Here is a 23,260-nt window from a genome sequence, read left to right on the forward strand (position 1 = left end):
CGGTATGCCTTACTCTGCAATTGAAAGACCGAAACAGTCAAATTCGCGGGTCCGGATTTACATTCCCGACACAGAAATGGTTGCAGGTGGACGTTCTCGACCGGCGCCTGGTCGCCGCGCTGCAAGTCAGCCCCCGCGCCTCGTGGGGCGAGATCGGCCGGGCCGTGGGCGAGCACGAACGCACCGTGGCCCGCCGCCTCCAGCGGCTGATCGCGGAGGGAATCGTCCGGGTCACGGCGATCTACGACGACCTGCGCACCGGGCACGGCCGCCCCGTCCACCTGGACGTCCGGGTGCAGCCCGGCGCCACGGCCCAGGTGGCCAAGGCTCTGGCCGACCGGCCGGACACGCGCTCGGTCTACGCGCTGACCGGCGCCGCCGACCTGGGCTGCGAGCTGGTGTCGCCGTCCCGCGAGGCGCTGCACCGCATCCTGTCCGCCGAGATCAGCGCGATCGACGGGGTGTTGCGGACGCAGACCCAGGTCGTGCTCCACACGTTCAGGACCGTCGCCGAGTGGCACGCTCCGTTCCTCACCGAGCAGGAGGTCGCCGAGTTGCGCCCCGCGCCGCCTCCTGAGGGCCTGCCCGACGAGGAGGGCCTGTCACCGCTGGAGCAGGAGATCGCCGAACTGCTGGCCGCCGACGGCAGGATCGCCTTCACCGCGGTCGCCGAGCGCCTCAGCATCTCCCTGCCGACCGCGCGCCGCCGGGTGACCTCGCTGATCGAGCGGCGGCTGCTGCTGCCGCGTGCGGAGGTGGAGCCCGCGCTGCTGGGCCTGGAGGTGGAGGCCATGTTGTGGTTGAAGGTCCGCCCGTACGGGCTGGACCAGGTCGGACAGCGGCTGGCCGGGCATCCGAACGTGCGTTACTGCGCGGCCACCTCGGGCACCCATTCCCTCATCGTCCAGGTGGTGGCCGCTCACGAGGCGGACCTCTACCGTTTCATGACCGGCGTCGTCGGCTCCCTCGACGAGGTCACCGACAGCGACCTCACCCTCATCACCCGCGCTTACAAGCGCGGGCACCTACACAAGTCCGGACTGCTCACACTGGAGAAAACGCCATGACACCAGCCGAGAAGGAAGTCGCCGACCTCTGCGTGGAGCTGATCCGCGTCGACAGCAGCAACTACGGGGACGGCAGCGGCCCGGGCGAGCGGGCGGCTGCCGAGGTCGTCCTGGCCCGGCTGGCCGAGGTCGGGATCGAGGCCACGTACGTCGAGAGCGAGCCGGGCCGCGGCAATGTGATCACCCGCGTCGAGGGCACGGACCCGTCCCTGCCCGCGCTGCTCGTCCACGGGCACCTGGACGTGGTGCCGGCCAACGCCGCCGACTGGTCGGTGGACCCCTTCGGCGGCGAGGTGCGCGACGGCTACATCTGGGGCCGCGGCGCCGTGGACATGAAGGACATGGACGCGATGATGCTGGCGGTGCTGCGCCAGATGAAGCGCGAGGGCCGCCGGCCACGCCGCGACATCGTGTTCGCGTGGGTGGCCGACGAGGAGGCCGGCGGCGTGTACGGCGCCAAATACCTCACCGCCCATCACCCCGAGTTGTTCGAGGGCGTCACCGAGTCGATCAGCGAGGTCGGCGGCTACTCGCTGGAGGTGGACCCGTCGCTGCGGCTCTACCTGATCGAGACCGCCCAGAAGGGCCTGGCCTGGATGAAGCTGATCGCCGACGGCACGGCGGGGCACGGCTCGATGCTCAACTCCGACAACGCCGTCACCGAGATCGCCAAGGCGGTGGCCAGGATCGGCGAGCACGACTGGCCGCTGACGTACACGCCGACCGTGCGGCAGTTCCTCACCGAGGTCGCCGACGCGTTCGGCATCCCCTTCGACGAGTCGGACCCGCAGCCGATCCTCGACAAGATCGGGCCGCTGGTGCGCTTCGTGGGCGCGACCCTGCGTCACACCACCAACCCGACCCAGCTCGGCGCCGGCTACAAGTCCAACGTGATCCCCGGCCAGGCCACGGCCGTGGTGGACGGGCGGTTCCTGCCAGGGTTCGAGGAGGAGTTCTTCAAGACCGTCGACTCGCTGATCGGGCCGCGCGTGCGGCGGGAGTTCGTGCACCACGACATCGCGCTGGAGACGACCTTCGACGGTGCGCTGGTGGAATCGATGATCGGGGCGCTGAAGGCGGAGGACCCGACGGCGCGGGCGATCCCCTACTGCATGTCCGGCGGCACCGACAACAAGACGTTCTTCGCCGACCTTGGGGTGCGCGGGTTCGGGTTCGTGCCGCTGCGGCTGCCTGCGGACATGGACTTCGCGTCGATGTTCCACGGCGTGGACGAGCGGGTGCCGGTGGAGGCGTTGCAGTTCGGCGTGCGGGTGCTGGACCGGCTCCTCCTAAACTACTGAGATGTGACCAACGACGCATACACCCTGGCCAGTGAGGCCGCCGCGGCACTGCACCGCGCCGCCGGCCTCGACACCTTCGACGTGGCGCTCGTCATGGGGTCGGGGTGGGTGCCCGCCGCCGACGCGATAGGCGAGACGGTGTGCGAGATCCCGTTCATCGAGCTGCCCGGCTTCCAGGCCCCCGCCGTTGCCGGGCACGGCGGCAAGATCCGCGTCATCCGCACCTCGAGCGGGCGGCAGGCGCTGGTGTTCCTCGGACGCACGCACCTCTACGAAGGGCTCGGGGTGGACGCGGTCGTGCACGGCGTGCGCACGGCGGCCGCGGCCGGCGTCCGTACGCTCGTGCTCACCAACGCGGCCGGCGGCCTGCGGCCCGAGACCCAGAGCGTCGGCGACCCGGTCCTGATCAACGACCACATCAACCTGACCGGCGCCAACCCGATCACCGGGACCACCTTCATCGACCTCACCGAGGTCTACTCGCGCCGCCTGCGCGCGCTGGTGAGGGAGATCGACCCGACCCTCGCCGAGGGGGTCTACGTGGCCTTCCGCGGGCCGACGTACGAGACGCCGGCCGAGATCCGCATGCTCCGCACGCTGGGCGGGGACATGGTCGGCATGTCCACTGTCCTGGAGGCCATCGCCGCCCGCGAGGCGAACCTGGAGGTGCTCGGGGTCTCCCTGGTCACCAACCCCGGCGCGGGCCTGTCGGGCGAGCCGCTCAATCACGAGGAGGTCCTGGAGGTCGGCCGCGCCACGGCGGCCCGCATGGGCGTGCTGCTCGCCAAGGTGGTGGACCGCCTGTGAGCGCGGCAAACGAGCCTCACGCGCCGGCCCGCGACGAGACACCACCAACCGGCCTGATGGCGGCTGCCCGCCTATGGCTCGCCCAGGACCCCGACCCGGACACCCGCGCTGAGCTGACCGCTTTGATAGAGCGCGAGGACTTGGCCGCGCTGCGGGACCGGTTCGGCACGAAACTCGAGTTCGGCACCGCGGGCCTGCGCGGCGAGCTCGGAGCCGGCCCCAACCGGATGAACCGCGTCACCGTCATGCGCGCCGCCGCCGGCCTGGCCAAGGTCCTCGGCCCCGGCAAGCACGTGGTCATCGGGTACGACGCCAGGCACAAGTCCGACGTCTTCGCCCGCGACACCGCGGCCGTCCTGACCGGCGCCGGCCTGCACGCCTCGCTCCTGCCGTGCCCCCTGCCCACCCCGATCCTCGCCTTCGCGGTCCGCCACCTGGGCGCGGACGCCGGGGTGACCGTCACCGCCAGCCACAACCCTCCCCGCGACAACGGCTACAAGGTCTACTGGGGCGACGGCTCCCAAATCGTGCCCCCCATCGACCGCGAGATCTCGGCCGCCATCGACACGGTCGGCCGCGTGGACGAGCTACCCCTCCGCAGCCCCGGCACGCTGACGGAGCTGGGCGAGGGCATCATCGACGATTACCTCGAGGCCGTCACGTCCCTGCCGCTGGGCGACGCCCGCGACCTCAAAGTCGCGTACACGCCCCTCCACGGGGTCGGCGCGGCCACGTTGACCGGCGCCTTCCTGGCCGCCGGCTTCGAAAGCCCCATGGCGGTCGAGGAACAGCGCGACCCCGACCCGGACTTCCCCACGGTGTCCTTCCCCAACCCGGAGGAGCCGGGAGCGATGGACCTGGCCATCGCCCTGGCCGCCAAGGAGGGCGCCGGCCTGGTCCTCGCCAACGACCCGGACGCCGACCGCTGCGCGGTGGGCGTGCCGCTGCCCGACGGCACGTGCCGCATGCTGACCGGCGACGAGGTCGGCGGTCTGCTGGCCGAGCACGTGATCACGCACACCACGGGCGACCGCATGGTGGCCACCACCATCGTCTCCTCCACCCTCCTCAGCAAGATCGCTCAACGGCATGGCGTCCGCTACGGCGAGACCTTGACCGGCTTCAAATGGATCATCAAGGCGGGCCCGGGCCTGGTCTTCGGCTACGAGGAGGCCATCGGCTACAGCGTCGGCTCGGACGCCGGCCTCCCGGTCAGGGACAAGGACGGAATCGGCGCCGCCCTGACGGTGGCGGCCATCGCCGCCGCTGCCAAACGCGCCGGCCGCACCCTGCTGGACCTCCTGGACGACCAGGCCCGCCGCTACGGCCTGCACGCCACGTCCCAGCTGTCGTTCCGCGTGGCCGACCTGTCTCTGATCGCGGACGCCATGTCCCGCCTCCGCGCGTGCCCTCCGACAGTCCTCGGTGGCCGCGCTGTGGAACACATCGACGACCTGAACAAGGGCGAGGGCGACCTCCCGCCGACCGACGGCCTGCGCTACCGCCTGTCGGGAAACGCCCGCGTGGTGGTCCGCCCTTCGGGCACGGAACCCAAGCTGAAGTGCTACCTGGAAGTGGTAGTACCGGTGACCGGCGAGGTGTCGGACGCCCACACCCTCGCCGCCCACGACCTCGCCGCCCTGAAAGCCGACCTCTCGACTTCCCTCAGCCTGTAACCGGGTCCCGGGCGCAAAAGCATGGTCCTCCGGATGGGGCGCCGGCGTCGGTCGATCCCGCCCCGAACACCGAGTTCTGGACCAGGTTCCAGCCGGTGTGGATGCCGGTGGGCAGCCACAACGAACCGGTCAGCAGAAAGCCGCCGCCGAGCACGAGCCCGCCCGCCACGGTGATGCCGAGCAGCGTCATGGACGAACAGGGCGAGCACCGTCATGGTGACAAGCGAACCGACGTCCAGCGTGACCGCCGAGACGGTGTACCAGCCCGCCATGGCCATGATCCCGAACACCGACGCCTGAACGCCCGCGCCGACCGCCACACCACTCACCAGGTGGCGGACCGCGTTCGTGGCCGGGAAGCCGAGGCCGGCGAGCGACTCGCCCTCCATCCGCCGGGCCAGCGGAACGGTCACGAGCGCTGCCACCACTCCCGGCAGGCCCAGCAGCAGACCCAAAGCCGGGGTGAGGTTCTCAGAGCCGATCTGTAAGGCCACGGCCAGGACGGCTTGCAGCACGAAGAAGACGGCCAGCACCACGAACAGCAGGGCGAACCCCTGAAACAGCGGATGGCCGAAGAGCTTGCGCATGAGGGAACTCCGGTTGGTAGGGGGCGGCTCGATACTCCGGCACGCTCCGCCAACCGTTCAAGATCCGTATTTTCCTCGAGGGATAACCCTGGGGACGGGTTCCGCGCCCTTCTCAGCCCACTGCCCGCGCCGAACCGTCCGCCCGTGGCGCGTGCCGGCAACGCCGGCCAGCCGCCGGAAATGCGGACGCAGTGTGGCGGCCGCCTGGTCAGGAATGGACCTGACGGCGGACGATCTCAAGTCTCATCCATGAGACCAACTCGGAGATCAGGGCCATGAAACCCATCTCATGAGACCAACTCGTAAGTTAGTCTCATCTCTGAGACTTCCGGAGGAGTTGAATGGAACCGTTCATCGGCAGGCGTCGAGAGCTCGCCGTTCTCAAGGGAGCCCTTGAGAAGACGGATCGTCATCGGCTCGACCGACCGGGGCGCGCGCTCCTCATCCGGGGACGTCGCCGCATCGGAAAGTCACGGTTGGCAGAGGAGTTCATCCGGCAAGCACAGGTGCCCCACGTCTACTACGCGGCCACGGGCCAGGCACTCGGCGACGAACTCCGCATCTTTACCGAGGAGGTGCGCACGTCGAACCTCCCCGCCGCGTCCGTCTTTGACGACGAGCAACCCGCGTCATGGCACGACGCGCTCTCCCTCCTGGCCCAGGCCCTGCCAGAGCACTCTCCCAGCATCGTGGTCATCGACGAGCTTCCGTATCTGATCAAAGAGGACTCCACGTTGGAGCGTGTGCTCCAGAAACTCTTCGATAGGGAGTTCTCCAGAAGGCCCGTCCTGTTGCTCCTCATCGGCTCAGATCTGTCCATGATGGAGGCGATCAACACCTACAACCGCCCCTTCTACCGGCGTGCCGCCGATTTCGTGGTCAAGCCGCTCACGCCACATGACGTGGGGCACGCGCTCGACCTCCCCCCAGCGGAGGCGTTCGACGCGCACCTGGTTTCCGGCGGACTGCCGATGATCTGCGAAGAGTGGCCCAGAGGTAGTTCAATGTGGACATACCTGGAGCAGGCACTCGAGGACCCGCTCTCGGCCCTGATAGTCAGCGGAGACCACGCCTTGACCGCCGAGTTCCCGCCCGAAGCGCACGCTCGTAGAGTCCTCAACGCCATCGGATCGGGACAGCGCACCCACTCCAAGATCGCGGCCGCCACCCAGGCCGTCCCGCGCGCGACGATGAATCGCGCACTCCAACTGCTCCTGGAAAAGGGCATCATCGCCTTGGACAGACCGCTGTCGACGCGCCCATCCCGGGACTCACGCTACCGCGTGATCGACTCGCACCTGCGGTTCTGGATTCCCTTCATTGGACCCCGCATGACCGACATCGAACGTGACCGGGGAGACAAGGTCCTGGAGCGCATCCGCCGTTCATGGACATCATGGCGAGGCACAGCCATCGAGCCTCTGATTCAGGAGTCTCTCCGCCGCATGGACGGCCTACCCGAGCAGACTGGGGCGATCGGCGGATACTGGACCAGGACCAACGATCCCGAGATCGACATCGTCGGAGCAGATCGAGAGCCTATCGCGAAGGCGATCACAATGGTGGGCTCCGTGAAGTGGCTTGAGGACCGGCCATTCGACCATCACGATCTGAGCGAGCTCATCGTGCACCGCTCCAAAATGCCCGGGGCGGACACGTCCACGCCCCTTTACGCGATCTCCCGCAGCGGGTGCAGCGTGGAAGGCATCACTCACATCACTCCAGAGGAACTGATCGACGTCTGGAGATAGGCGCACTGTTGGTCTCATCAATGAGACCGACGTAAAGACTAGGTCCGCGAGAGGCAGCGATTGAGACCAACTCCCACAATTAGTCTCAACGATGAGACCTATTGCGGGGTCCCCCGGCAGGTGGGAGGAGAACCGCAGCAGGCCAATCAGGCGACGGTCATGTGAACCAGTGTGCCCAGCTCATAGCAGGTGGCGGATCGGCCGCAGGTCTTATGTACATGGGCGTGCCGCAAACGGATCAGATCCAGGGCGTGCCGGGTCCCCGGCGCCTGTCTCGCGACCTCAGTCGGCCGGGCGGAACTGCACGTCGGTATGGCCGGCGGGGAGGGTGGCGGCGCGAACAACCTCAAGTCTGTACTGATCTCAGTCCAGCGCTGCCACGACCTCGGCGGTCGTGCAGACAGTAGCGATACGCGGGAAGATGTAGTCGAAGGCGAACTCATGGGCGCGCGCGTCGAGTGCGGTGACCGCGTCCTCAGGCAAGATCACCTTGAAGCCGAACTCGTCGGCGAAACGCGCGGTCTGCTCGACGCCGAAGTTCGTGGCGATCCCGGTGATGATCAGGGTGTCGATGGCGTGCTTACGCAACGCCTCCTCCAGCCCGGTGTTGTGGAATGCACCCCAGGTGCGCTTCACGATCTCCAGGTCGCCGAGTACCCCTTCCACCAGCTCGCTGCCCGGTGGCTGCTCCGCAACGCCTGGCCGCTCGACCCGCACGGAGACGACGAGACCGCCCGCCTTTCGCACTGCGTCGGCCAGAGCGAGGGAGCGGGCGACCACGGCACGTCCGGAATGTGGTGCCGTGGGCTGCTCGACAATGCGCGTCATCAGGTCGATAAGGAGCAATGCGGTGCGGCGGGGATCCAGTTTGTCCATGATCGGCATGGTAGCGATCCAAATCGGCCTCCGTGGACCTGGACCGCGATCGCCATCGCCCGATGGAGTGCATGACGATCAGCCGGACCGGGCGCACGCGGCCGTTGTGGTGGTAGCGGGCCTGGATCTTCTGCAGCATCGCTCCCCGTGGGCGGGTCGGTGGTCGATCGCCGGGGAGGATGCCGGGTTATGGCCTTAACGTCGCGCCGGGCCGGTGGCCGCCTGCGCCGGGGTGACGCCCGCGGCGAAGAACATACCGGCGACATACCAGCAGTAAACCGGCTCAACGTAGCGTAGTCCGCGCCCGTCTTGCGGCACCGGCGGCCGGTGTACATGCATCGCGCGTTCCTGGCCACTTACACGTCGGCCAGGTACGGCTGCGCCGTCCCTTACGTGCTCGAAACGCTTGGAGGCGAATGGATGTTCTCGTTGCTGGGGCCGTTGCGGGTGGTGGACTCCGCGAGAGAGATCCCTGTTCAGGCTGCCAAGCAGCGGGCCATCTTGGCCATGCTTCTGCTGAGATCGAACCGGGTGGTCACCTTCGACCTTCTCACGTCGGAATTGTGGGCAGCCGGTCCACCGGCCACGGCGAAGACGAGCCTGCAGACATATGTCTATCGCCTACGGCGGACGATCGCCCCGCTCGCCACGTGTGGCGTGGAGCTCCGAACCCAAGGTTCCGGATACCTGTTGGCCGTGCCGGACGGCGTCGTTGACCTTGGGATATTCGAGAAACTGACCACCGCCGGCGCCGAAGCCTTGAACACGGGAGACCCCGGCCTGGCAGCCGAGTGCCTGCGAGATGCGCTCGGGATGTGGCGCGGGCCGTTGCTGGCCGATGTGGATGTCGAGGTCGTCCGCCAGGAACGCCGCCGAATGGAAGAGATCCGCCTGAACGCCCATGAGATGCGCCTTGAGGCGGAGCTGCAGCTCGGCCTCAACATCCACGTCGTCCCCGAACTGGAGCAGTTCATCGCCGCCCAGCCGTTCAGGGAGACCTTGTGGGCCACGCTGATGCGTGCCCTGAACGCCGGAGGCCGTCGCATGGAAGCCCTCGACGCGTATCGGAGGCTTTACCGGGTCCTCGATCAGGAACTCGGCATTCAGCCGAACGCCGAAATGCAGCGGCTTTACCAGGACATCCTTCACGGGCACCCTGGCAGCCTGATCCTCTCGGGCGGCCGGCGTCAGAGCTGATCAGCTCTTTGAGAAGATGCACGTGCCGCAGTTGCGCAGGCTGGGCGGCCGTTCCGGCAGCTGCCGTCTCAGATCTGGCCGGCGCAGGGGTCGGGCATTTCCCGCGCTGCGGCAATTGCCCGACCCCTGGATGGTCGCTACGCGGCTAGCAACACCGGCGGCCGAGAATGCTCCGCACGCCATAGGTGCTTCCTGGCCCCCAGTTGCACGCGTACTTCGTCTGCTCTGACCTGCTGCTGCAGCCGGGGTTGTAATAACACCGCCCCCACCAATAGCCTCCGATGGGCTTGTTGTAGCACTTGACGACGGCATCGGCAGAGTCCTCTGGAAGGACCCATGCCACGGCGCGGTCCGCGAGTCTGGTTATGATCTTCACGCTGTCAATCCATTTCTTCGTTGCGGTCTCAGCCTGAATCCACGGCTTGACTTATTGTGATCATTTCTGATTAGTGTGAAGTGCCCCTTGGAGCGGGCGGATGGAAGCGTCAAGAACTCCCATCCTCCCAGCTCAAAGGGCACCTCGCTTGCCTATCAGACCCTGGCTCCCATGTTCATGCCGTGGATCCAGGCTGAGGGCCAGGCGCCCTGCAGACATGCCTGCGCGCACGTCTCCAGGTGCTCCAAGAGCCCTGCCGGCAATCAGATGTAGCAGCAATAATTTGTGTTCCGCCACGGCTGTGTACCGGACACCCGGCAGACAGTTCTGACCTGCTTCCTGACCATGTGATCCATGTTCGAGGTACAGGCGTACGGGCCGCAGCGAGTCTGGTTGTAGCACTCGTCCGCCGCGGCGCGGTGTTCTGGCACGACCAGCGCGAGAAGACGATCGCCGATATTTTCGATGAACCGCATCACTTCGTTTGTTCCCTTTCTTTGTTTCCGATTAGATTTCTGGCACAAATTCTCTTACTGGCTCGCTCTCCGTTCTGCTGGGGCCTCTGGCAGGGGTTAGCTTTCGAATGGTGATGGCGTGGATATCGGCGATGGGGAAGTAACCGTGGTCGCGAGAGTCGAAGCTCACGTCGGTGTTGTCGCCGATCAGAATGAGTTGTCCGTCGGGTACACGGGCATCGGGGACGAGCGGCCGCACCGGTTCGGGGATGGAATCGCCGGGTAGCGCGGCGATACGCTTGATGAGGAACGGGCCGCCCATCGTCAGCGGGCTGAGCACCACGGCGATATGGCCGCTCCGCAGAGCCGCCGGGGCCACTCGCCGGGCCAGGAGCCGGTCGCCGTCGATCAGTGTGGGGGCCATGCTGTTGCCGTCGACACGGATCACGGAATACGTCGTGCGCAGCCGCAAGATCAACAAGACTGAAGTCGCGATCGCGCAGATCACGATGAGGAGCACCCACGTCACAGGGCCACCGCCTCCTCCGGCTCGCGGTACCCGCTCGCCTGGAGGTTGAAGAGCCGTGCGTAGGGGCCGCGGGCGGACATGAGGGCGTCGTGCGTTCCGGCTTCCCGGATGGCGCCGTGCTCCAGAACGATGATGATGTCGGCATCGCGCACGGTGTTGAGCCGGTGAGAGATGAGCAGGCTGGTAGCGCCGTGGCGCCGGCGTCGGGTCCGGGCGTGCACGTCGGCCTCGGCCTCCGGGTCCAGCCCGGCGGAGGGCTCGTCGAGGATCACGAGGTCGCGGTGGCCGCGGAACATGGCGCGGGCCAAGGCCGTGCGCTGCCACTGCCCACCGCTGAGCACGACACCCGTGTCGGGGTCGTCCTTGTCCTCCTCACTGAAGAACGTCCGCGTGAGCAGGGTGTCGTATCCGCGAGGAAGGGAGGAGAGCTTGTCGTCGATCCCAGCCTCGTGCGCAGCGCCACGGATTCGGGTTTCGTCCTCACGGGCGGGGACGAAGCCGATGGAGACGTTGTCGGCTGCGGACATGTCGTAGGCCATGTGGTCCTGGAACACCCCGGTGATGCGGTGCCGCAGATCATCGGGGTGCACGTCACGGATGTCGACGCCATCCCACGTGATGCTCCCGTGCTGCGGGTCGTAGAACCGGCACAGGAGCTTGACGAGCGTGGACTTGCCGGCACCGTTCAGACCGACGACGGCGACTGACGAGGCAGCCGGGATGAACAGGTTCAGGCCACGCAAGATCCACGGGTGATCCTCGCTGTAGCGGAACCACACGTTGGTCAACTGGATGCCGTGCTTCAGCCGGGGCAGTGGCGCAGGCTCGGCGGGAATGGGGAGGTCGGGCTCGGCCGAGGTCACAGCCACGTAATGGCCGAACATGAGCAGATCCTGGTGGAGAGCGGCGATGCCGACGATCAGACCGCTGAGGGCGGCCTGGACCGCGCCGATGGCGGCGATCAGCAGGGTCACGTCGCCGACGCTCAACGCACCGGAGCCGGCGGAGATGACGGCCCAGATCAGCCCACCGCCCGCGACCACCGCGCCCAGCAGCGTCAGCAGGCTCTCGACGGACAGTTCCTTGACGTCCATCCGGCGGCGTGCGGCGTTGGACGTGCGTAACTCGGTCATCATGCGGCCTTGCAGGAAACGGCCGCTGTTGAACAGGCGGATCTCCTTTGCCGCCGCAACCGTGGTGAGCAGATCGCCGTAGAACATCTGACGTCGTTCGGCCGGGCCGATGTCCCACATCATCGAGGCGCGACGATGCGACAGTCGCAACTGCGCCACCAGCGCAGGAACCCCGGTTGCCAGGACGATCCCGGTGAGAACCGGACTGATCACCAGAAGGGAGCCGATCATCCCGGTCAGCGTGATCACCGCGCTCACCACCCCAAGGGATCCGGTGACGACTTCCTGCCCCGTCGACAGGCTGTTCCTTGCCAACCGCAGCCGGTCGTGGAAGTTGGGGTCCTCGAACCGTCGTAACCCGGCGAACCGCAGCGTCGCGGAGAACAGTTGTGCAGTGGTCCGAGCGGTGAACAACCTGCCCATCTCGCTGTTGAGGTACTGCACGAGCTGGGGCAGTACCGTCATCAGGACGCCCGCGGCGGCCAGCCCCACCGCGAGGGTGCTCAGCTCGGCCGCCGATTCCTGTCCCGCCAGGGAGTCGACCACGAGTTTGGTCAGCCACGCCACCGCGATCGGCGCGATCGCCTCAGCCAGCATCACCAGGACGTAGACCGCCATCAATCCCGGGGCCGCGCGAAGGGCGACCCCCACGGCCACCTTTGCCGTTCCGATCATGCGCTGACCGTGGTGGGCAACGTGGGATCGTTGTCGGTGACCTTGCCGTCCGCACCGATCATGAAGAGGGTCGGATAGCCGGCGACCTTGAAGGCGCTCTGAATGGCGGCCTGAGGTTCCTCGACCACTACACGTGCCACCTCGGCGAGGCGTTCGACGTCGGCGGTGGCCTCCTCGTCGCTGCCGGCGACGACGACGGCGAGCACCGCGTCCGAGGTTTGGCGGGCATGGTCGATAAAGCGCGGCATCAGTTCCCTGCAGGGCTGGCAGGACGGAGAGAAGAAGCCGATGAGGGCGGGCCCATCGAGCAGCTCATCGGAGATCGGCTCGCCATCGGTGGTGGTGGCGGCGAACTCCGGCATCTTCTCCCCGATGGCGAGCCCTTCCGCCATGGGCGACAGGAATGCCGCTGACGCGGCCTGCTTCCGCAGTCGGCGGATCACTCCCACCGTCAGCAAGAGATTCAGCATGCACAGCACGCCGACCAGGACGACGGCCACGATCAGATACGGCATCACGAACTCCCCGAGACTTCCATGAACAGATCGGCGATATCGTCAAAGACGATCAAGAGGATGGCGCCGACCAGCCCGACCGGCACTGCCAGGGCGAGACCGGCCACGGTGACCGGGCCGCCGGGGAGCGTCAGCGTCACCCAACCCAGCACGACGACGACCAGCAGAAGCACGTTGCGGATCAGATGCACCCGGCCGAGCGGGGTCGCGGACACGCCGAAGCACTGGCATGGCTCGCGCTGCCCCCAGCGCAGGGAAACGGCGATCCACAGGGAGAACGCGATCAACAGCAGCCCGCTGGCGGCCAGCCCCGTGCGTGGAAGCACGATCAAGGTGGCCGCAGCAACAACTTCCATGGCCACCGTTGCCATGGCAGCCGGGAACCGGGTCGGGCCGGGCAGCAATCGCAAGGTGGCGGCGAAAGACCGTAGTGCGGCACGGCTCCGCAGCTTCGAGTACGCGGAGACAACGAAGACCGTGGTGAGCAGGACTTGACTCGCCACCAGCACGTGCGACATGGCCTACATGCTCTTCCGGCCCGCTAGCCCAGTGCTAGCGCGCCGGTAGCGCGGTGGCGGCGTGGACGGCGTCCCGCATCTCACTCCAAAGAAACTGCTTGCCTTCTGGCGATGAGACGCGCACCGGGCGCAGATCCTAGGTCCACGGGCGTGCCGGGAACCGGTGCGGTCCCCGGCACGTCCCAAGGTCAGTCAGCGAGGCGGAACTGCAGGTCGGTGTCCCAGTTGTTCATGTCGGGCTCTTCGGCGGGATTGGTGTTGTAGAGCTCCAGGCGGGAGCTCCAGTGCTCCGTCCCGTCGTCGTCGGCCGTCTTGTCCCAGGTCAGTCCCTGTCCGGCGGCCCATTTCAGCAGTTTGTCGGTGACGTCGATGAGCTGGTCAGGGTGGCCGTGGTGGGAGACGGTGGCGTAGCGGCCGGCGGGAAGGGTGGCGGCGAAGATGTCGCCCTCGCCCTCGACCGGCGTGGCCACCGGCACCCCCGCCGCCACCACCAGCCGGTCGGCGGCCATGTTGATGCTGTCGTATTTGAAGAACGGCGCCCCGGCTGGATAAGCGCCGCGCTCGATCAGCCAGCCGATGATCTCGCCGATGCGGTCTCCGACCAGGTTGAAACTGGTCATGGTGATGGTCTTGCGCACCCCGACGTACGGGCGCTCCGGAAGTTCGATGATCTCTGGCATGGTTCTGTGTTCCTCCTTCACTTCTCAGTACGGAGTGCGGGCTCGAAACTCATCGGCAGGCCGAAGTACGGGAACAGGCCGGGGTCCAAATACGTGGTGTCGCCGATGATCCTGCCGCCGGCGACGTCCAGGATGACCAGGGCGAAGGGCTCGCCGTTCAGGTATTGGCCGAAGGCCGGGGATCCGTTGGCCCGGGTCGGCAGGAGCCGGGAGCCGGCGCACGGGGCGTCGGCGGCGAGCAGGACGGTGCGGATGTGCTCGCGCCCGCGCAGCCACCAGGTGAACGGCGGCATGGACGACGTCGCGTCCTCGTGGAGCAGGGACACCAGCGTCTCCACGTCGTAGCGCTCGAACGCCGACACGTAGCGGGAGAGAAGCTCCTCGTCCACGTCCTCGCCGGCCGCCTCGGCCGGCGGGAGTTTGGCGCGGGCGCGCTGCAGGGCGCTGTTGACAGACGTGACCGTGGTGCCCAGCAACTGCGCCGTCTCGGCGGCGGACCATTTCAGCACGTCGCGGAGGATGAGCACGCCGCGCTGGCGGGGTGGCAGGTGCTGCAGGGCCGCCACGAACGCCAGCCGGATCGTCTCCCGCGTCACCGACAGGTCTGCCGGGTCGAGGGCGCGGCTGTCCGGGATGGGCTGGATCCAGCGGTCCGGAGGGAGCGGTGCTCCCAAGTCGGCGCCGGGGATCGCGTCAGGGACCAGGTCCATGGCGCGGGCGCGGCGCTGCGGGCCGCGGAGCATGTCCAGGCAGATGTTCGTGGCCAGGTGGAACAGCCACGGCCGCAGCGGGCCCCTGACCGGATCGTACGTGCGCCACGCCCGCACGAACGTCTCCTGCACCGCGTCCTCGGCCTCGAATCCGGAGCCCAGCATGCGGTAGCAGTAGCCGGTCAACTCGATCCGGTGCCGCTCGAAATCCGCCGCGCCCACTAGGTCGCGGTCACCTCGATCTGCAGCTCCGTCACCCATTCGCTCTCGTCCTCCGGGCAGTGCAGGGAGATCTCTCTGGCCAGGCCGAGCGAGCGGTAGCCGTTCTCCTCGATCCAGTGAGCCAGCATCTGGAACGTCGACCCCACCGCCTCCATCGACCCCTGGTGGATGATCGTGGCCGCCAGCTCGATGGGAGGCAGGTCGACGACTTCGAAATCATAGGAGCTGGGCGGCACAGAGACCGGCAGGCAGGTGTGCACCATGACCGAGCCGTCCTCCTCCTGGACGTAATAGGCCAGCCCGGGACCCACGACGGACACGCCGGCCGCCTCCACCCGCCGGCAGATCTCCGCGAACAGCGGCTGGATCACCGGCCCGATGTCCTCGCCGTCGTAGCTCGCCGCCCTGGCGCTGAGCTCGGCCACCCGCGCGGAAGGCACCCTCTTCAACAGGACCTCAGCAGTACGCATGTATCCCTCCGTCTCGATCGTGCGGAGCCTCGCCTCGACACTGCGCAACCTGGCCAGGTCGGCGCTGATCTGGGCCTCGAGCTGGGCGCGGCGCATCCGTACCATGCCGTGCAGCTCCTCGGTGCTCACCTTCTCGTCGAGGATCGCCCTGACCTGCTCCAGCGTGAAGCCGAGGTCCTTGATCGCGACGATGCGGTTGAGCCTGGACAACTGCGCGGCCTGGTACGACCGATAGCCGGTAACCGGGTCCACGTGGGCCGGGCGCAGCAGGCCGATGGCGTCGTAGTGGCGCAGCATGCGGACCGACACGAGCCCCAGCCTGGCGAAGTCTCCAATGCTGAACATGGCCTCTCCAGGTCTAGGGGCTGACACGGTGTCAGGGTCAACCTATGGCGATTTCCGGGGAATCAGGTTAATTTGAGTGCTACCGAACGTTCGGTAGGAGGATCATGGACCTCAAGGACCGGGACGCGGACGCGAGCCGGCGGATCAGGACAGCGGCGGTGCTGCTGTTCGCCCAGCGGGGCTACGCGGCGACGAGCATTCGCGATCTGGCCAAAGAGGTCAACATGACCAATGCCGGTATCTATCACCACGTGTCGAGCAAGGAAGCCCTGCTGGCCGACCTCATGCGGGTCGCCCAGCGAGGACTGATCGACGCCGCCGAGCGCATGCTGCGCGACGTCCAGAGCCCCGCCGACCGCCTCGCCCTGCTGATCAGCTCGCTCACCGCGAGCCATGCGAGCGCCCCCATGACGACCCGGGTCATGGACGCCGAGCTCCGTTCCCTGACCCCCGGCTCCGCCGCCCTCGACGAGATCATCGCACTCCGCGACGCCTACGAGGACCACTGGAAGCGCGCCATCGCCGACGGCGTCTCAGCAGGCGCCTTCCGCATCGCCGACCAGAAGCTGACCCGCCTCGCCCTCATGTCCATGTGCACCGGCACCAGCGAGTGGTACCGCCCCGACGGGGACTCCACGCTGGAGCAGGTGTGCGCGGAGTTCGTGGCGATCGGCCTGGCCGCCGTACGCGCTCCCGTCCAGGTCGTCGCGGCCCTCGACCCCTCCCTGCTGCCCGACTTCCCTTGGGAGCCGCCGGATGCCAGAAACGATCCCCGACCTGTTGAGGCACGCCGCTAGACAGTACGGCCGCCGTGAGTTCCTCCGTTTCCCCGACACCTCGCTGACCTTCGAAGACGCCGACGCCCAGTCGGATCGGCTGGCCGGCGCCCTGATCGACAAGGGCGTACGACCCGGCGATCGGGTCGCGGTCATGATGGACAACGTGCCCAGCTGGCCGCTCAGCTGGCTGGCGATACTCAAGGCAGGCGCGATCACGGTGCCGGTCAACGTCCGCTACCGGGCCGCCGACCTGGAGCACGTCCTGCGTGACTCGGGCGCCGTCGCCACGCTGACCACCGCCGAGCACGCCCCGCACATCCCGGGCACGGTCTACGCCCTCGACTCCATGCCCGGGTCACCACCCACCCGGCCCGTTCCCAGCACTCCCCACGATGTCGCGAATTTTCAGTACACGTCGGGAACGACCGGCTTTCCCAAGGCCTGCATGCTCACCCACGACTACTGGCTCAGAACCGCCCAGATCGCTGCCGACCAGGCGCGGCTCCGCGACGACGACGTCATGCTGATCGCCCAGGCGTACTCGTACATGGATCCCCAGTGGGCCACCCTCCTCTGCCTCATCGGCGGTATCCCGCTGGTGGTGCTCCCCCGCTTCTCCGCGTCCGGCTTCTGGCCCGCGGTCAGGGAGCACGGCGCGACGCTCACGTACGTGCTCGGCACGATGCCGCTCCTGCTGCACAAGCAGCCGCCCCACCCCCTTGACCGCGAGAACCGGATGCGGCTCGTGCTCTGCTCCGGCATCCGCCCCGACCTGCACCGGGAGTTCGAGGAGCGCTGGGGCGCGCCGTGGCGCGAGCTGTACGGCTCCACCGAGAGCGGCCCCGACCTGGTGGTGCCCATCGACGCCGAGGAGACGGTGGGCACCGGCGCGATGGGCCTCGCGCCGCCCGGCAAGGAGGTTGTGCTCGACGAGGAGACCGGGGAGATCCTCGTCAGAGGCGTGCCCATGATGAACGGCTACTGGAACCATCCGGAGGCGACCGCCAGGGCGTTCAGAGACGGCTGGTACCACACCGGCGACCTGGGCTTCCGCGACGCCCACGGCTACATCCACCACGCCGGGCGGATCAAGGACATGGTCCGCAGGGGCGGCGAGAACATCTCGTGCGCCGAGGTCGAGAGCGTGCTCACCCAGCACCCCGCGGTGCTGCAGGCAGCTCTGGTGCCCATCCCCGACGACCTGTGGGGCGAGCTGCCGAAGGCGTTCATCCAGCTCCACCCCGGTCACCCGGCCGGCGTAGAGACCGCCATGAGCGTGATCGAGCATGCCAGGCAGCGCCTGGCCCGCTTCAAGATTCCGGCGTACGTGGAGTTCGTCGAAGGTTTCTCACTGACCCCGTCGGCCCGCATCGAGAAACGCCACCTGCTGCAACCCGAACGCGACCAACGCGCCGCACCCGCCATCCCCGTGGAGAAGGAGAGAGCATGATCGAGATAACGGAACGCGACGAGGTCGCGCTGATCACGCTGGCCCGTCCCGAGAAGCTCAACGCCCTCACCGCGCAGATGCGCAGGGACCTGGCGGCGGCCGTGCGCGGGCACGGGGACGGCAAGAGCGTCAAAGGCATCGTGGTCACCGGCACGGGCCGGGCGTTCTCCGCCGGGGAGGACCTGCGGGAGGCCGCGGGCAAATCCCTCCTGGAGGAGGTGGAGCTCTTCCACGACATGACCAGGGCCGTGCTGGAGACCCGTGTCCCGGTGGTGGCCGCGGTCAACGGCATGGCCGTGGGCGGGGCCGCTGAGTGGACGCTGTGCTTCGACAGCCGCATCGGCACCCCGGCAGCCGAATACTTCTTCCCCGAGAACCACATCGGCCTGTCGATCTCGAACGCCTCCAGCTACCTGCTGCCCCGCCTGACCGGCGCCAGGGCACTGCGGCTGGTGCTCGACTCGGCCCGCCTGAGCGCCGAGGAGGCCCTGGCCGCGGGCCTCCTGGACGAGATCGCCGAGCAGGAGGCGTTGGTGGAGACGGCGATCGCCCGGGTGCGCCACTGGTCACGGCCGGGCACCGCCACAGACGTGCACCTCTCGCTGCTGCGCCCCGCGCTGACCGAGGTGGAGCGGGCCTTCGCCGTCGAGACGGAGGCCGCCAAACATGTGGAGGAAACCGGAATCGCCGAGGCGGGCATGCGGCGCTTCGTCGAAGCAAGGCCATGACGCCCCGACACGAGCCGAGCGATGACGACGCGACCACCAGCCGAGCGACGGCGACGACCATCAGCTGAGCGACAGCGACGCGATCACCGGCTGAGCGACGGCGATCGCCGGCTCGCTAGGGGATGACGATCGCCACGATCATCAGGACGACCGCGGCCGCCAGCACCGCGATCGCGTCGTAGGCCCAGACGACCCGGACCGGCGCCGCCTCCTCGTGACGGTGCCGGGCCGACTCGGCGCGCTCGCGGATCTGCTCGCCCACCCAGTCGGCGTGCGTCTTGCCCGCGAACGCCTCCGCCGCCGCCTGCTCGCCCTTGCTCAGCGTCGGCTCGGTGCGGAAGCGTCCTCGCTGCTGCCCGGACATGCCGCGGCGCTGCGCCTTGGCCCGCTCCCGCGCGCTGGCCATCGGCGTCCACAACCGCAGCACCTGCTCATCGCCGTGGTGCACGCTGATGGCGTGCGACACGCTCACGTCATCGATGGCCGCCCACGGCACGTGCGTCGTGCGCATCGGGTTGCGGCCCACCAGCTCGGACTCCGTGAACACGGTCGCGGGCCGCAGCGCGACGAGGTAGACCAGCGCGGTCAGCACGCCGAGCACGGCCAGTGCCACCAGCGACGGCTTGCCGTTGTACTTGCTGATCAGGTCCCAGACGTTGAACGCGACGAACGCCAACCAAACCCACGCCAGTACGAACGCGGCCCTGGAGCGGTAAGTCTGTTTCACGGCCGCCACTTCAGCTGCGCGAACCCGGGCTTGATCACTCCGTTGATGAGCGCCAGCCGCTCGTCGAACGGGATGAACGCCGACTTCATCGCGTTGACCGTGAACCACTGCAGGTCATCCCAGCCGTAGCCGAACGCCTCGACCAGCTTGGCGAACTCCAGCGACAGGCTCGTCCTGCTCATCAGCCGGTTGTCGGTGTTGACCGTGACCCGGAAATACAGCCGCCGCAGCAGCCCGATGGGATGATCGGCGATCGACGCGGCGGCCCCGGTCTGCAGGTTGGACGTGGGGCACATCTCCAGCGGGATGCGCTTGTCGCGGACATAGGCGGCCAGGCGGCCCAGCTTGGCCGTGCCGTCACCGGCCACCGTGATGTCATCGATGATCCGCACGCCGTGCCCGAGCCGGTCGGCGCCGCACCATTGGATGGCCTGCCAGATCGACGGCAGCCCGAACGCCTCGCCCGCGTGGATGGTGAAGTGGGAGTTTTCCCGCTGCAGGTATTCGAACGCGTCGAGATGCCTGGTGGGCGGGTATCCCGCCTCCGCCCCCGCGATGTCGAACCCCACCACGCCCACGTCGCGGTAGCGGACGGCGAGCTCGGCGATCTCCATGGAGCGCGCCTGGTGCCGCATGGCCGTGAGCAGCGTGCCGACGCGGACGCCGCGGCCCTGCGAGCCCTGCTTGAAGCCCTCGAGCACCGCCTCGACGACCTGGTCCAGGGTCAGCCCTGTGGTGGTGTGCTGTTCGGGGGCGAAGCGCACCTCGGCGTAGACCACGCCGTCCGCGGCCAGGTCCTCGGCGCACTCGGCCGCCACGCGGACGAGCGACTCGCGCGTCTGCATGACGCCGACGGTGTGGTCGAACGTCTCCAGGTAACGCTCGAGCGATCCGGAATCCGACGCCTCCTCGAACCACTGGCGGAGATTGTCGGGATCGTTGGTGGGCAGCCGATCGTAACCGCTCTCCCGGGCGAGCTCGACGATCGTCTCGGCGCGCAGCCCGCCGTCGAGGTGATCGTGCAACAACACCTTGGGAGCCCGGCGGATCTCGTCAAACGTGGGGCTCATCCGCCCATGATATGACCAGCGGTCTCAGTCGCGGCCCGCGCTCTCCGGGGAGAAGGCAGGCAGGCACACGGCCACGTATTCAGCCCCCTCGGGACCCACGCTGTAGCGGACCTTCTCGCCCGGCGACGTCACCACCGACTGCCCGGCCGCGACCTCCGTCCGCCCGCCGTCGTGCTCAACGATCATCGTGCCGCGCAGGACCACGGTGTATTCGGCGAACGACGGCGTCTGCGCGGGCTCCTCCCAGCCCGGCGGTGCGGTCATGTGCGCGATGGAGATCTCCTCGTCGCCACTGTTGACGCGGCCGATGTGCTCGTCGATGAGCTTGCCGCCGGGTACGGGGATGCGGGCCGGGCCCTCGATCTTTCTCACCACGGGATCAGTGTGCCACGTCGAGTACGAGCCGGTTGGGCGAGGACGCCTCGGTGAGCTGGAACGCCGCCTGCCTGGCCAGCACCAGGCCGATGCCGACGCGGCTCTCGAAGTCACCGGTGCGCACGACCTCGGTGAGGTTGCGCAGGTCGGCCTGGTAGACCGGGCCGCCCTTCCAGGTGAGCTCGCCGTCCTCCTCGTGTGCGTTCGCGGGGAAGAGCGTGAGCTGCAGGTAAGCGCCGCCGCGCACCTCGAGGGGCTTTCCGGAGCCGGCCTCCACGAACTCGTCCACCCATCTCACGCTGTATCCGGGGATATCGCCTTCGAGGTCGATGACCAGGCGGTCGTACGTTTCGTGGGACGCATACCGTACAGCCCTCACGACCGCGGGCCCCACGCCCGGCCGTGCGACGTCCACTTCCGCCGTGCTGGTCGGCGCGCCCGACTCGGGAACCAGCGCCGCCGATTCGGTCGCGGACGGGCTTTCGGGCAGGGCGGTCTGGGTGGCCGGGCCGCACGCCGTACCGCCGGCCGTGAGCAGGGCCAGGCAGGCGAGCGGGGCGGCGAGGCGGCTGCGCGCCCACCGGCCACCGGCCCGGGATGACGGTCGCATGCCTCGGTAGATGCCCAGCACGCGAGTCGGCAAGCCGCGTTTCGAGCGACCGGCGCGATCTTTCCTGGCCCTTTCGTGGAACGGGACCGACCCTCTACCCTGATCAGCTCACAAGGAGTCACACATGTGACTACGAGGTCATTCAGGAATGAGAAAGGGCCCCGCCAGGACGGCGGGGCCCTTCGATCGTGATCAGACGGTCTCGTAGACCTTGTCGCCGTCCGGCTCCACGGCCACGGCCTTGCGGCCGCGCAGCCCGGTCAGCGAGATCGCCAGCCCGACGAGGGCCAGCACCAGCGACACCACGATGGCCGCGCGCAGCGTGCCGATCGAGAGCGTCTCGCCACCCCCCGAGGTCAGCACGGCGGTGACCGCGGCCAGCACGATGGCGCCGCCCACCTGCCCGGAGGTGTTGAGCAGCCCGGAGGCCAGCCCCTGCTCGTCGTCGTGCACGCCGCTGACGGCCTGGATGTTGAGCGCGGGGAAGGACAGCGCGAACGCGACGCCCAGCAGCAGCATCCCGGGGATGACCATGCCGGCCAGGCTCGGCGTGCTGTCGATGCCCAGGAAGATCGCGTAACCACCGGCCAACGCGGCCGCGCCGATGACGATCAGCTTGCCGGTGCCGAACCTGTCGGCGAAGTCGCCCATCTTGGTCGAGGTGAGCGCGACGAGCAGGCCCGCGGGCAGGAAGGCGAGCGCCGTGCCGAGTGCCGACCAGCCCAGCAGGATCTGGAAGTACTGCATGGCGACGAACTGGAAGGCGACGTACGAGCCGAAGAGGATCATCAGGCCCAGGTTGGCCCGCACGATGTGGCCGGAACGCAGGATGCCGAGCCGCACCAGCGGGTGCTTCATCCGCAGCTCGGTGAAGACGAACAGCCCGAGCAGCGCCGCCACGGCCACCAGCGAGCCGATGGTCCGGACGGAGGTCCAGCCGACCTCGGGCGCCTGGACGACGGTGAAGACCAGCAGCAGCATCGAGGCGGTGATCAGCACGGCGCCGAGCAGGTCGTGGCCGCCCTCGGCCCGCTCCTCGGCGCCCCGCGGCAGCACCCTGAGCGCGGCGACCAGCGCGATGATCGCTACGGGCACCGGCATCAGCAGCGTCGCCCGCCAGTCGAGCTCCGTCAGCAGGCCGGAGAGCACGAGGCCCAGCGAGTAGCCGCTGGCGCCGCAGGCGGTGAAGATGCTCAATGCCCTGTTGCGCTCCGGGCCCTCAGGAAAGGTCGTCGTAATGATCGACAATGCCGCGGGCGCGGTGAAGGCGGCCGACACACCCTTGATGAACCTGGCCGCGATCAGCAGCGCTCCGTCATCCACGATGCCACCGAGCAGCGACGCGACGGCGAAGACACCCAGAGCGACCAGGAACACCCTGCGCCGCCCGAGCAGGTCGGCGGTCCTGCCCCCGAGCAACAGAAGACCGCCGTAGCCGAGCACGTAACCGCTGACCACCCACTGCAAAGACGACGTGCTCAACCCCAGGTCGTGCTGGATTGCGGGGAGAGCCACACCGACCATCGAGACGTCCAGAGCGTCAAGGAAGATCACCGCGCACAGCACGGCGAGCAAGCCCCAGAGAGAAGAAAGAGATGCCGAAGTTGAAGAAGAGGAAGACGACATGGATC

Annotated in this window: 23 protein-coding genes; 9 read left to right on the forward strand and 14 right to left on the reverse strand. The window is 68.0% G+C overall.

Annotation, left to right across the window (positions count from 1 at the left end; translation table 11 throughout):
* Nucleotides 1-86: 86 nt before the first annotated feature.
* From OHA25_RS59470 to OHA25_RS59485, 4 genes are read left to right on the forward strand one after another with little or no spacing between them, the layout of a single operon-like run.
* Nucleotides 87-1,067 carry an Lrp/AsnC family transcriptional regulator gene (locus tag OHA25_RS59470; RefSeq protein ID WP_327585546.1) on the forward strand — a complete coding sequence of 327 codons (981 nt, stop codon included), beginning with the start codon at nucleotides 87-89 and terminating at the stop codon, nucleotides 1,065-1,067.
* On the forward strand, nucleotides 1,064-2,368 hold the full coding sequence (locus OHA25_RS59475) for a M20/M25/M40 family metallo-hydrolase (RefSeq protein WP_327585547.1): 1,305 nt from the start codon (nucleotides 1,064-1,066) through the stop codon (nucleotides 2,366-2,368). Before OHA25_RS59470 ends, OHA25_RS59475 begins: the two co-directional genes overlap by 4 nt.
* A 3-nt stretch (nucleotides 2,369-2,371) precedes the next feature.
* Complete coding sequence (locus tag OHA25_RS59480) at nucleotides 2,372-3,175, forward strand: purine-nucleoside phosphorylase (RefSeq protein ID WP_327585548.1); 804 nt, start codon at nucleotides 2,372-2,374, stop codon at nucleotides 3,173-3,175.
* 56 nt (nucleotides 3,176-3,231) lie between these two features.
* Nucleotides 3,232-4,851, forward strand: a complete 1,620-nt coding sequence (locus OHA25_RS59485) for a phospho-sugar mutase (protein WP_327591212.1) — start codon at nucleotides 3,232-3,234, stop codon at nucleotides 4,849-4,851.
* On the opposite strand, the gene OHA25_RS61765 is transcribed toward OHA25_RS59485, so the two are convergent.
* Nucleotides 4,841-5,041 (reverse strand): hypothetical protein, encoded by a 201-nt coding sequence (locus tag OHA25_RS61765; protein WP_442942031.1) that lies wholly within the window; start codon nucleotides 5,039-5,041, stop codon nucleotides 4,841-4,843. The two genes, OHA25_RS59485 and OHA25_RS61765, sit on opposite strands and share 11 nt — an antisense overlap.
* Nucleotides 5,042-5,779: 738 nt before the next feature.
* Between OHA25_RS61765 and OHA25_RS59495 the strand changes: the two genes are divergently transcribed.
* The gene (locus OHA25_RS59495) at nucleotides 5,780-7,189 is read left to right on the forward strand and encodes an ATP-binding protein (protein WP_327585550.1); all 1,410 of its coding nucleotides are present in this window, start codon (nucleotides 5,780-5,782) and stop codon (nucleotides 7,187-7,189) included.
* A 363-nt stretch (nucleotides 7,190-7,552) separates the two neighbouring features.
* Here OHA25_RS59495 and OHA25_RS59500 read toward each other — a convergent pair whose 3' ends face one another.
* On the reverse strand, nucleotides 7,553-8,065 hold the full coding sequence (locus OHA25_RS59500; RefSeq protein WP_327585551.1) for an isochorismatase family protein: 513 nt from the start codon (nucleotides 8,063-8,065) through the stop codon (nucleotides 7,553-7,555).
* Between the two features lie 420 nt (nucleotides 8,066-8,485).
* Here OHA25_RS59500 and OHA25_RS59505 point away from each other — a divergent pair, with 420 nt between their 5' ends.
* Nucleotides 8,486-9,262: an AfsR/SARP family transcriptional regulator gene (locus OHA25_RS59505; RefSeq protein WP_327585552.1), complete on the forward strand. Its 777-nt coding sequence runs from the start codon at nucleotides 8,486-8,488 to the stop codon at nucleotides 9,260-9,262.
* A gap of 883 nt (nucleotides 9,263-10,145) precedes the next feature.
* Here OHA25_RS59505 and OHA25_RS59510 read toward each other — a convergent pair.
* From OHA25_RS59510 to OHA25_RS59540, 7 genes are all read right to left on the reverse strand, one after another.
* Complete coding sequence (locus OHA25_RS59510) at nucleotides 10,146-10,622, reverse strand: S26 family signal peptidase (protein ID WP_327585553.1); 477 nt, start codon at nucleotides 10,620-10,622, stop codon at nucleotides 10,146-10,148.
* Complete coding sequence (locus OHA25_RS59515) at nucleotides 10,619-12,430, reverse strand: ABC transporter ATP-binding protein (RefSeq protein WP_327585554.1); 1,812 nt, start codon at nucleotides 12,428-12,430, stop codon at nucleotides 10,619-10,621. Before OHA25_RS59515 ends, OHA25_RS59510 begins: the two co-directional genes overlap by 4 nt.
* On the reverse strand, nucleotides 12,427-12,930 hold the full coding sequence (locus OHA25_RS59520) for a TlpA family protein disulfide reductase (RefSeq protein WP_327585555.1): 504 nt from the start codon (nucleotides 12,928-12,930) through the stop codon (nucleotides 12,427-12,429). The genes OHA25_RS59515 and OHA25_RS59520 overlap by 4 nt, the downstream gene beginning before the upstream one ends.
* Nucleotides 12,931-12,944: 14 nt before the next feature.
* Entirely contained in the window at nucleotides 12,945-13,463 is a 519-nt protein-coding gene (locus OHA25_RS59525) for a MauE/DoxX family redox-associated membrane protein (protein WP_327585556.1), read from the reverse strand.
* Nucleotides 13,464-13,651: 188 nt separating this feature from the next.
* Entirely contained in the window at nucleotides 13,652-14,143 is a 492-nt protein-coding gene (locus tag OHA25_RS59530; RefSeq protein ID WP_327585557.1) for a GyrI-like domain-containing protein, read from the reverse strand.
* 17 nt (nucleotides 14,144-14,160) lie between these two features.
* Nucleotides 14,161-15,075 (reverse strand): sigma-70 family RNA polymerase sigma factor, encoded by a 915-nt coding sequence (locus tag OHA25_RS59535; RefSeq protein WP_327585558.1) that lies wholly within the window; start codon nucleotides 15,073-15,075, stop codon nucleotides 14,161-14,163.
* On the reverse strand, nucleotides 15,075-15,890 hold the full coding sequence (locus OHA25_RS59540) for a MerR family transcriptional regulator (protein ID WP_327585559.1): 816 nt from the start codon (nucleotides 15,888-15,890) through the stop codon (nucleotides 15,075-15,077). Before OHA25_RS59540 ends, OHA25_RS59535 begins: the two co-directional genes overlap by 1 nt.
* Before the next feature lie 104 nt (nucleotides 15,891-15,994).
* Between OHA25_RS59540 and OHA25_RS59545 the strand changes: the two genes are divergently transcribed.
* The 3 genes from OHA25_RS59545 to OHA25_RS59555 are packed head-to-tail and all read left to right on the forward strand — an operon-like array spanning nucleotide 15,995 to nucleotide 18,847.
* Nucleotides 15,995-16,687: a TetR/AcrR family transcriptional regulator gene (locus OHA25_RS59545; RefSeq protein ID WP_327585560.1), complete on the forward strand. Its 693-nt coding sequence runs from the start codon at nucleotides 15,995-15,997 to the stop codon at nucleotides 16,685-16,687.
* Nucleotides 16,647-18,119: an AMP-binding protein gene (locus OHA25_RS59550; protein ID WP_327585561.1), complete on the forward strand. Its 1,473-nt coding sequence runs from the start codon at nucleotides 16,647-16,649 to the stop codon at nucleotides 18,117-18,119. The genes OHA25_RS59545 and OHA25_RS59550 overlap by 41 nt, the downstream gene beginning before the upstream one ends.
* The gene (locus OHA25_RS59555; RefSeq protein WP_327585562.1) at nucleotides 18,116-18,847 is read left to right on the forward strand and encodes an enoyl-CoA hydratase/isomerase family protein; all 732 of its coding nucleotides are present in this window, start codon (nucleotides 18,116-18,118) and stop codon (nucleotides 18,845-18,847) included. Before OHA25_RS59550 ends, OHA25_RS59555 begins: the two co-directional genes overlap by 4 nt.
* Nucleotides 18,848-18,962: 115 nt before the next feature.
* Here OHA25_RS59555 and OHA25_RS59560 read toward each other — a convergent pair whose 3' ends face one another.
* The 5 genes from OHA25_RS59560 to OHA25_RS59580 all read right to left on the reverse strand — a co-directional run bounded on the left by OHA25_RS59560 (nucleotide 18,963) and on the right by OHA25_RS59580 (nucleotide 23,195).
* Nucleotides 18,963-19,574: a hypothetical protein gene (locus OHA25_RS59560; RefSeq protein WP_327585563.1), complete on the reverse strand. Its 612-nt coding sequence runs from the start codon at nucleotides 19,572-19,574 to the stop codon at nucleotides 18,963-18,965.
* On the reverse strand, nucleotides 19,571-20,644 hold the full coding sequence (locus tag OHA25_RS59565) for an adenosine deaminase (RefSeq protein ID WP_327585564.1): 1,074 nt from the start codon (nucleotides 20,642-20,644) through the stop codon (nucleotides 19,571-19,573). The genes OHA25_RS59560 and OHA25_RS59565 overlap by 4 nt, the downstream gene beginning before the upstream one ends.
* A 24-nt stretch (nucleotides 20,645-20,668) precedes the next feature.
* Nucleotides 20,669-21,019, reverse strand: a complete 351-nt coding sequence (locus OHA25_RS59570; RefSeq protein WP_327585565.1) for a cupin domain-containing protein — start codon at nucleotides 21,017-21,019, stop codon at nucleotides 20,669-20,671.
* 4 nt (nucleotides 21,020-21,023) lie between these two features.
* Nucleotides 21,024-21,629 carry an AMIN-like domain-containing (lipo)protein gene (locus tag OHA25_RS59575; protein WP_327585566.1) on the reverse strand — a complete coding sequence of 202 codons (606 nt, stop codon included), beginning with the start codon at nucleotides 21,627-21,629 and terminating at the stop codon, nucleotides 21,024-21,026.
* Between the two features lie 192 nt (nucleotides 21,630-21,821).
* Nucleotides 21,822-23,195, reverse strand: coding sequence for an MFS transporter (locus OHA25_RS59580; RefSeq protein WP_327591213.1), 1,374 nt, complete (start codon nucleotides 23,193-23,195; stop codon nucleotides 21,822-21,824).
* Between the last annotated feature and the right edge of the window lie 65 nt (nucleotides 23,196-23,260).

The organism is Nonomuraea sp. NBC_00507 (assembly GCF_036013525.1).
GTDB lineage: Bacteria > Actinomycetota > Actinomycetes > Streptosporangiales > Streptosporangiaceae > Nonomuraea.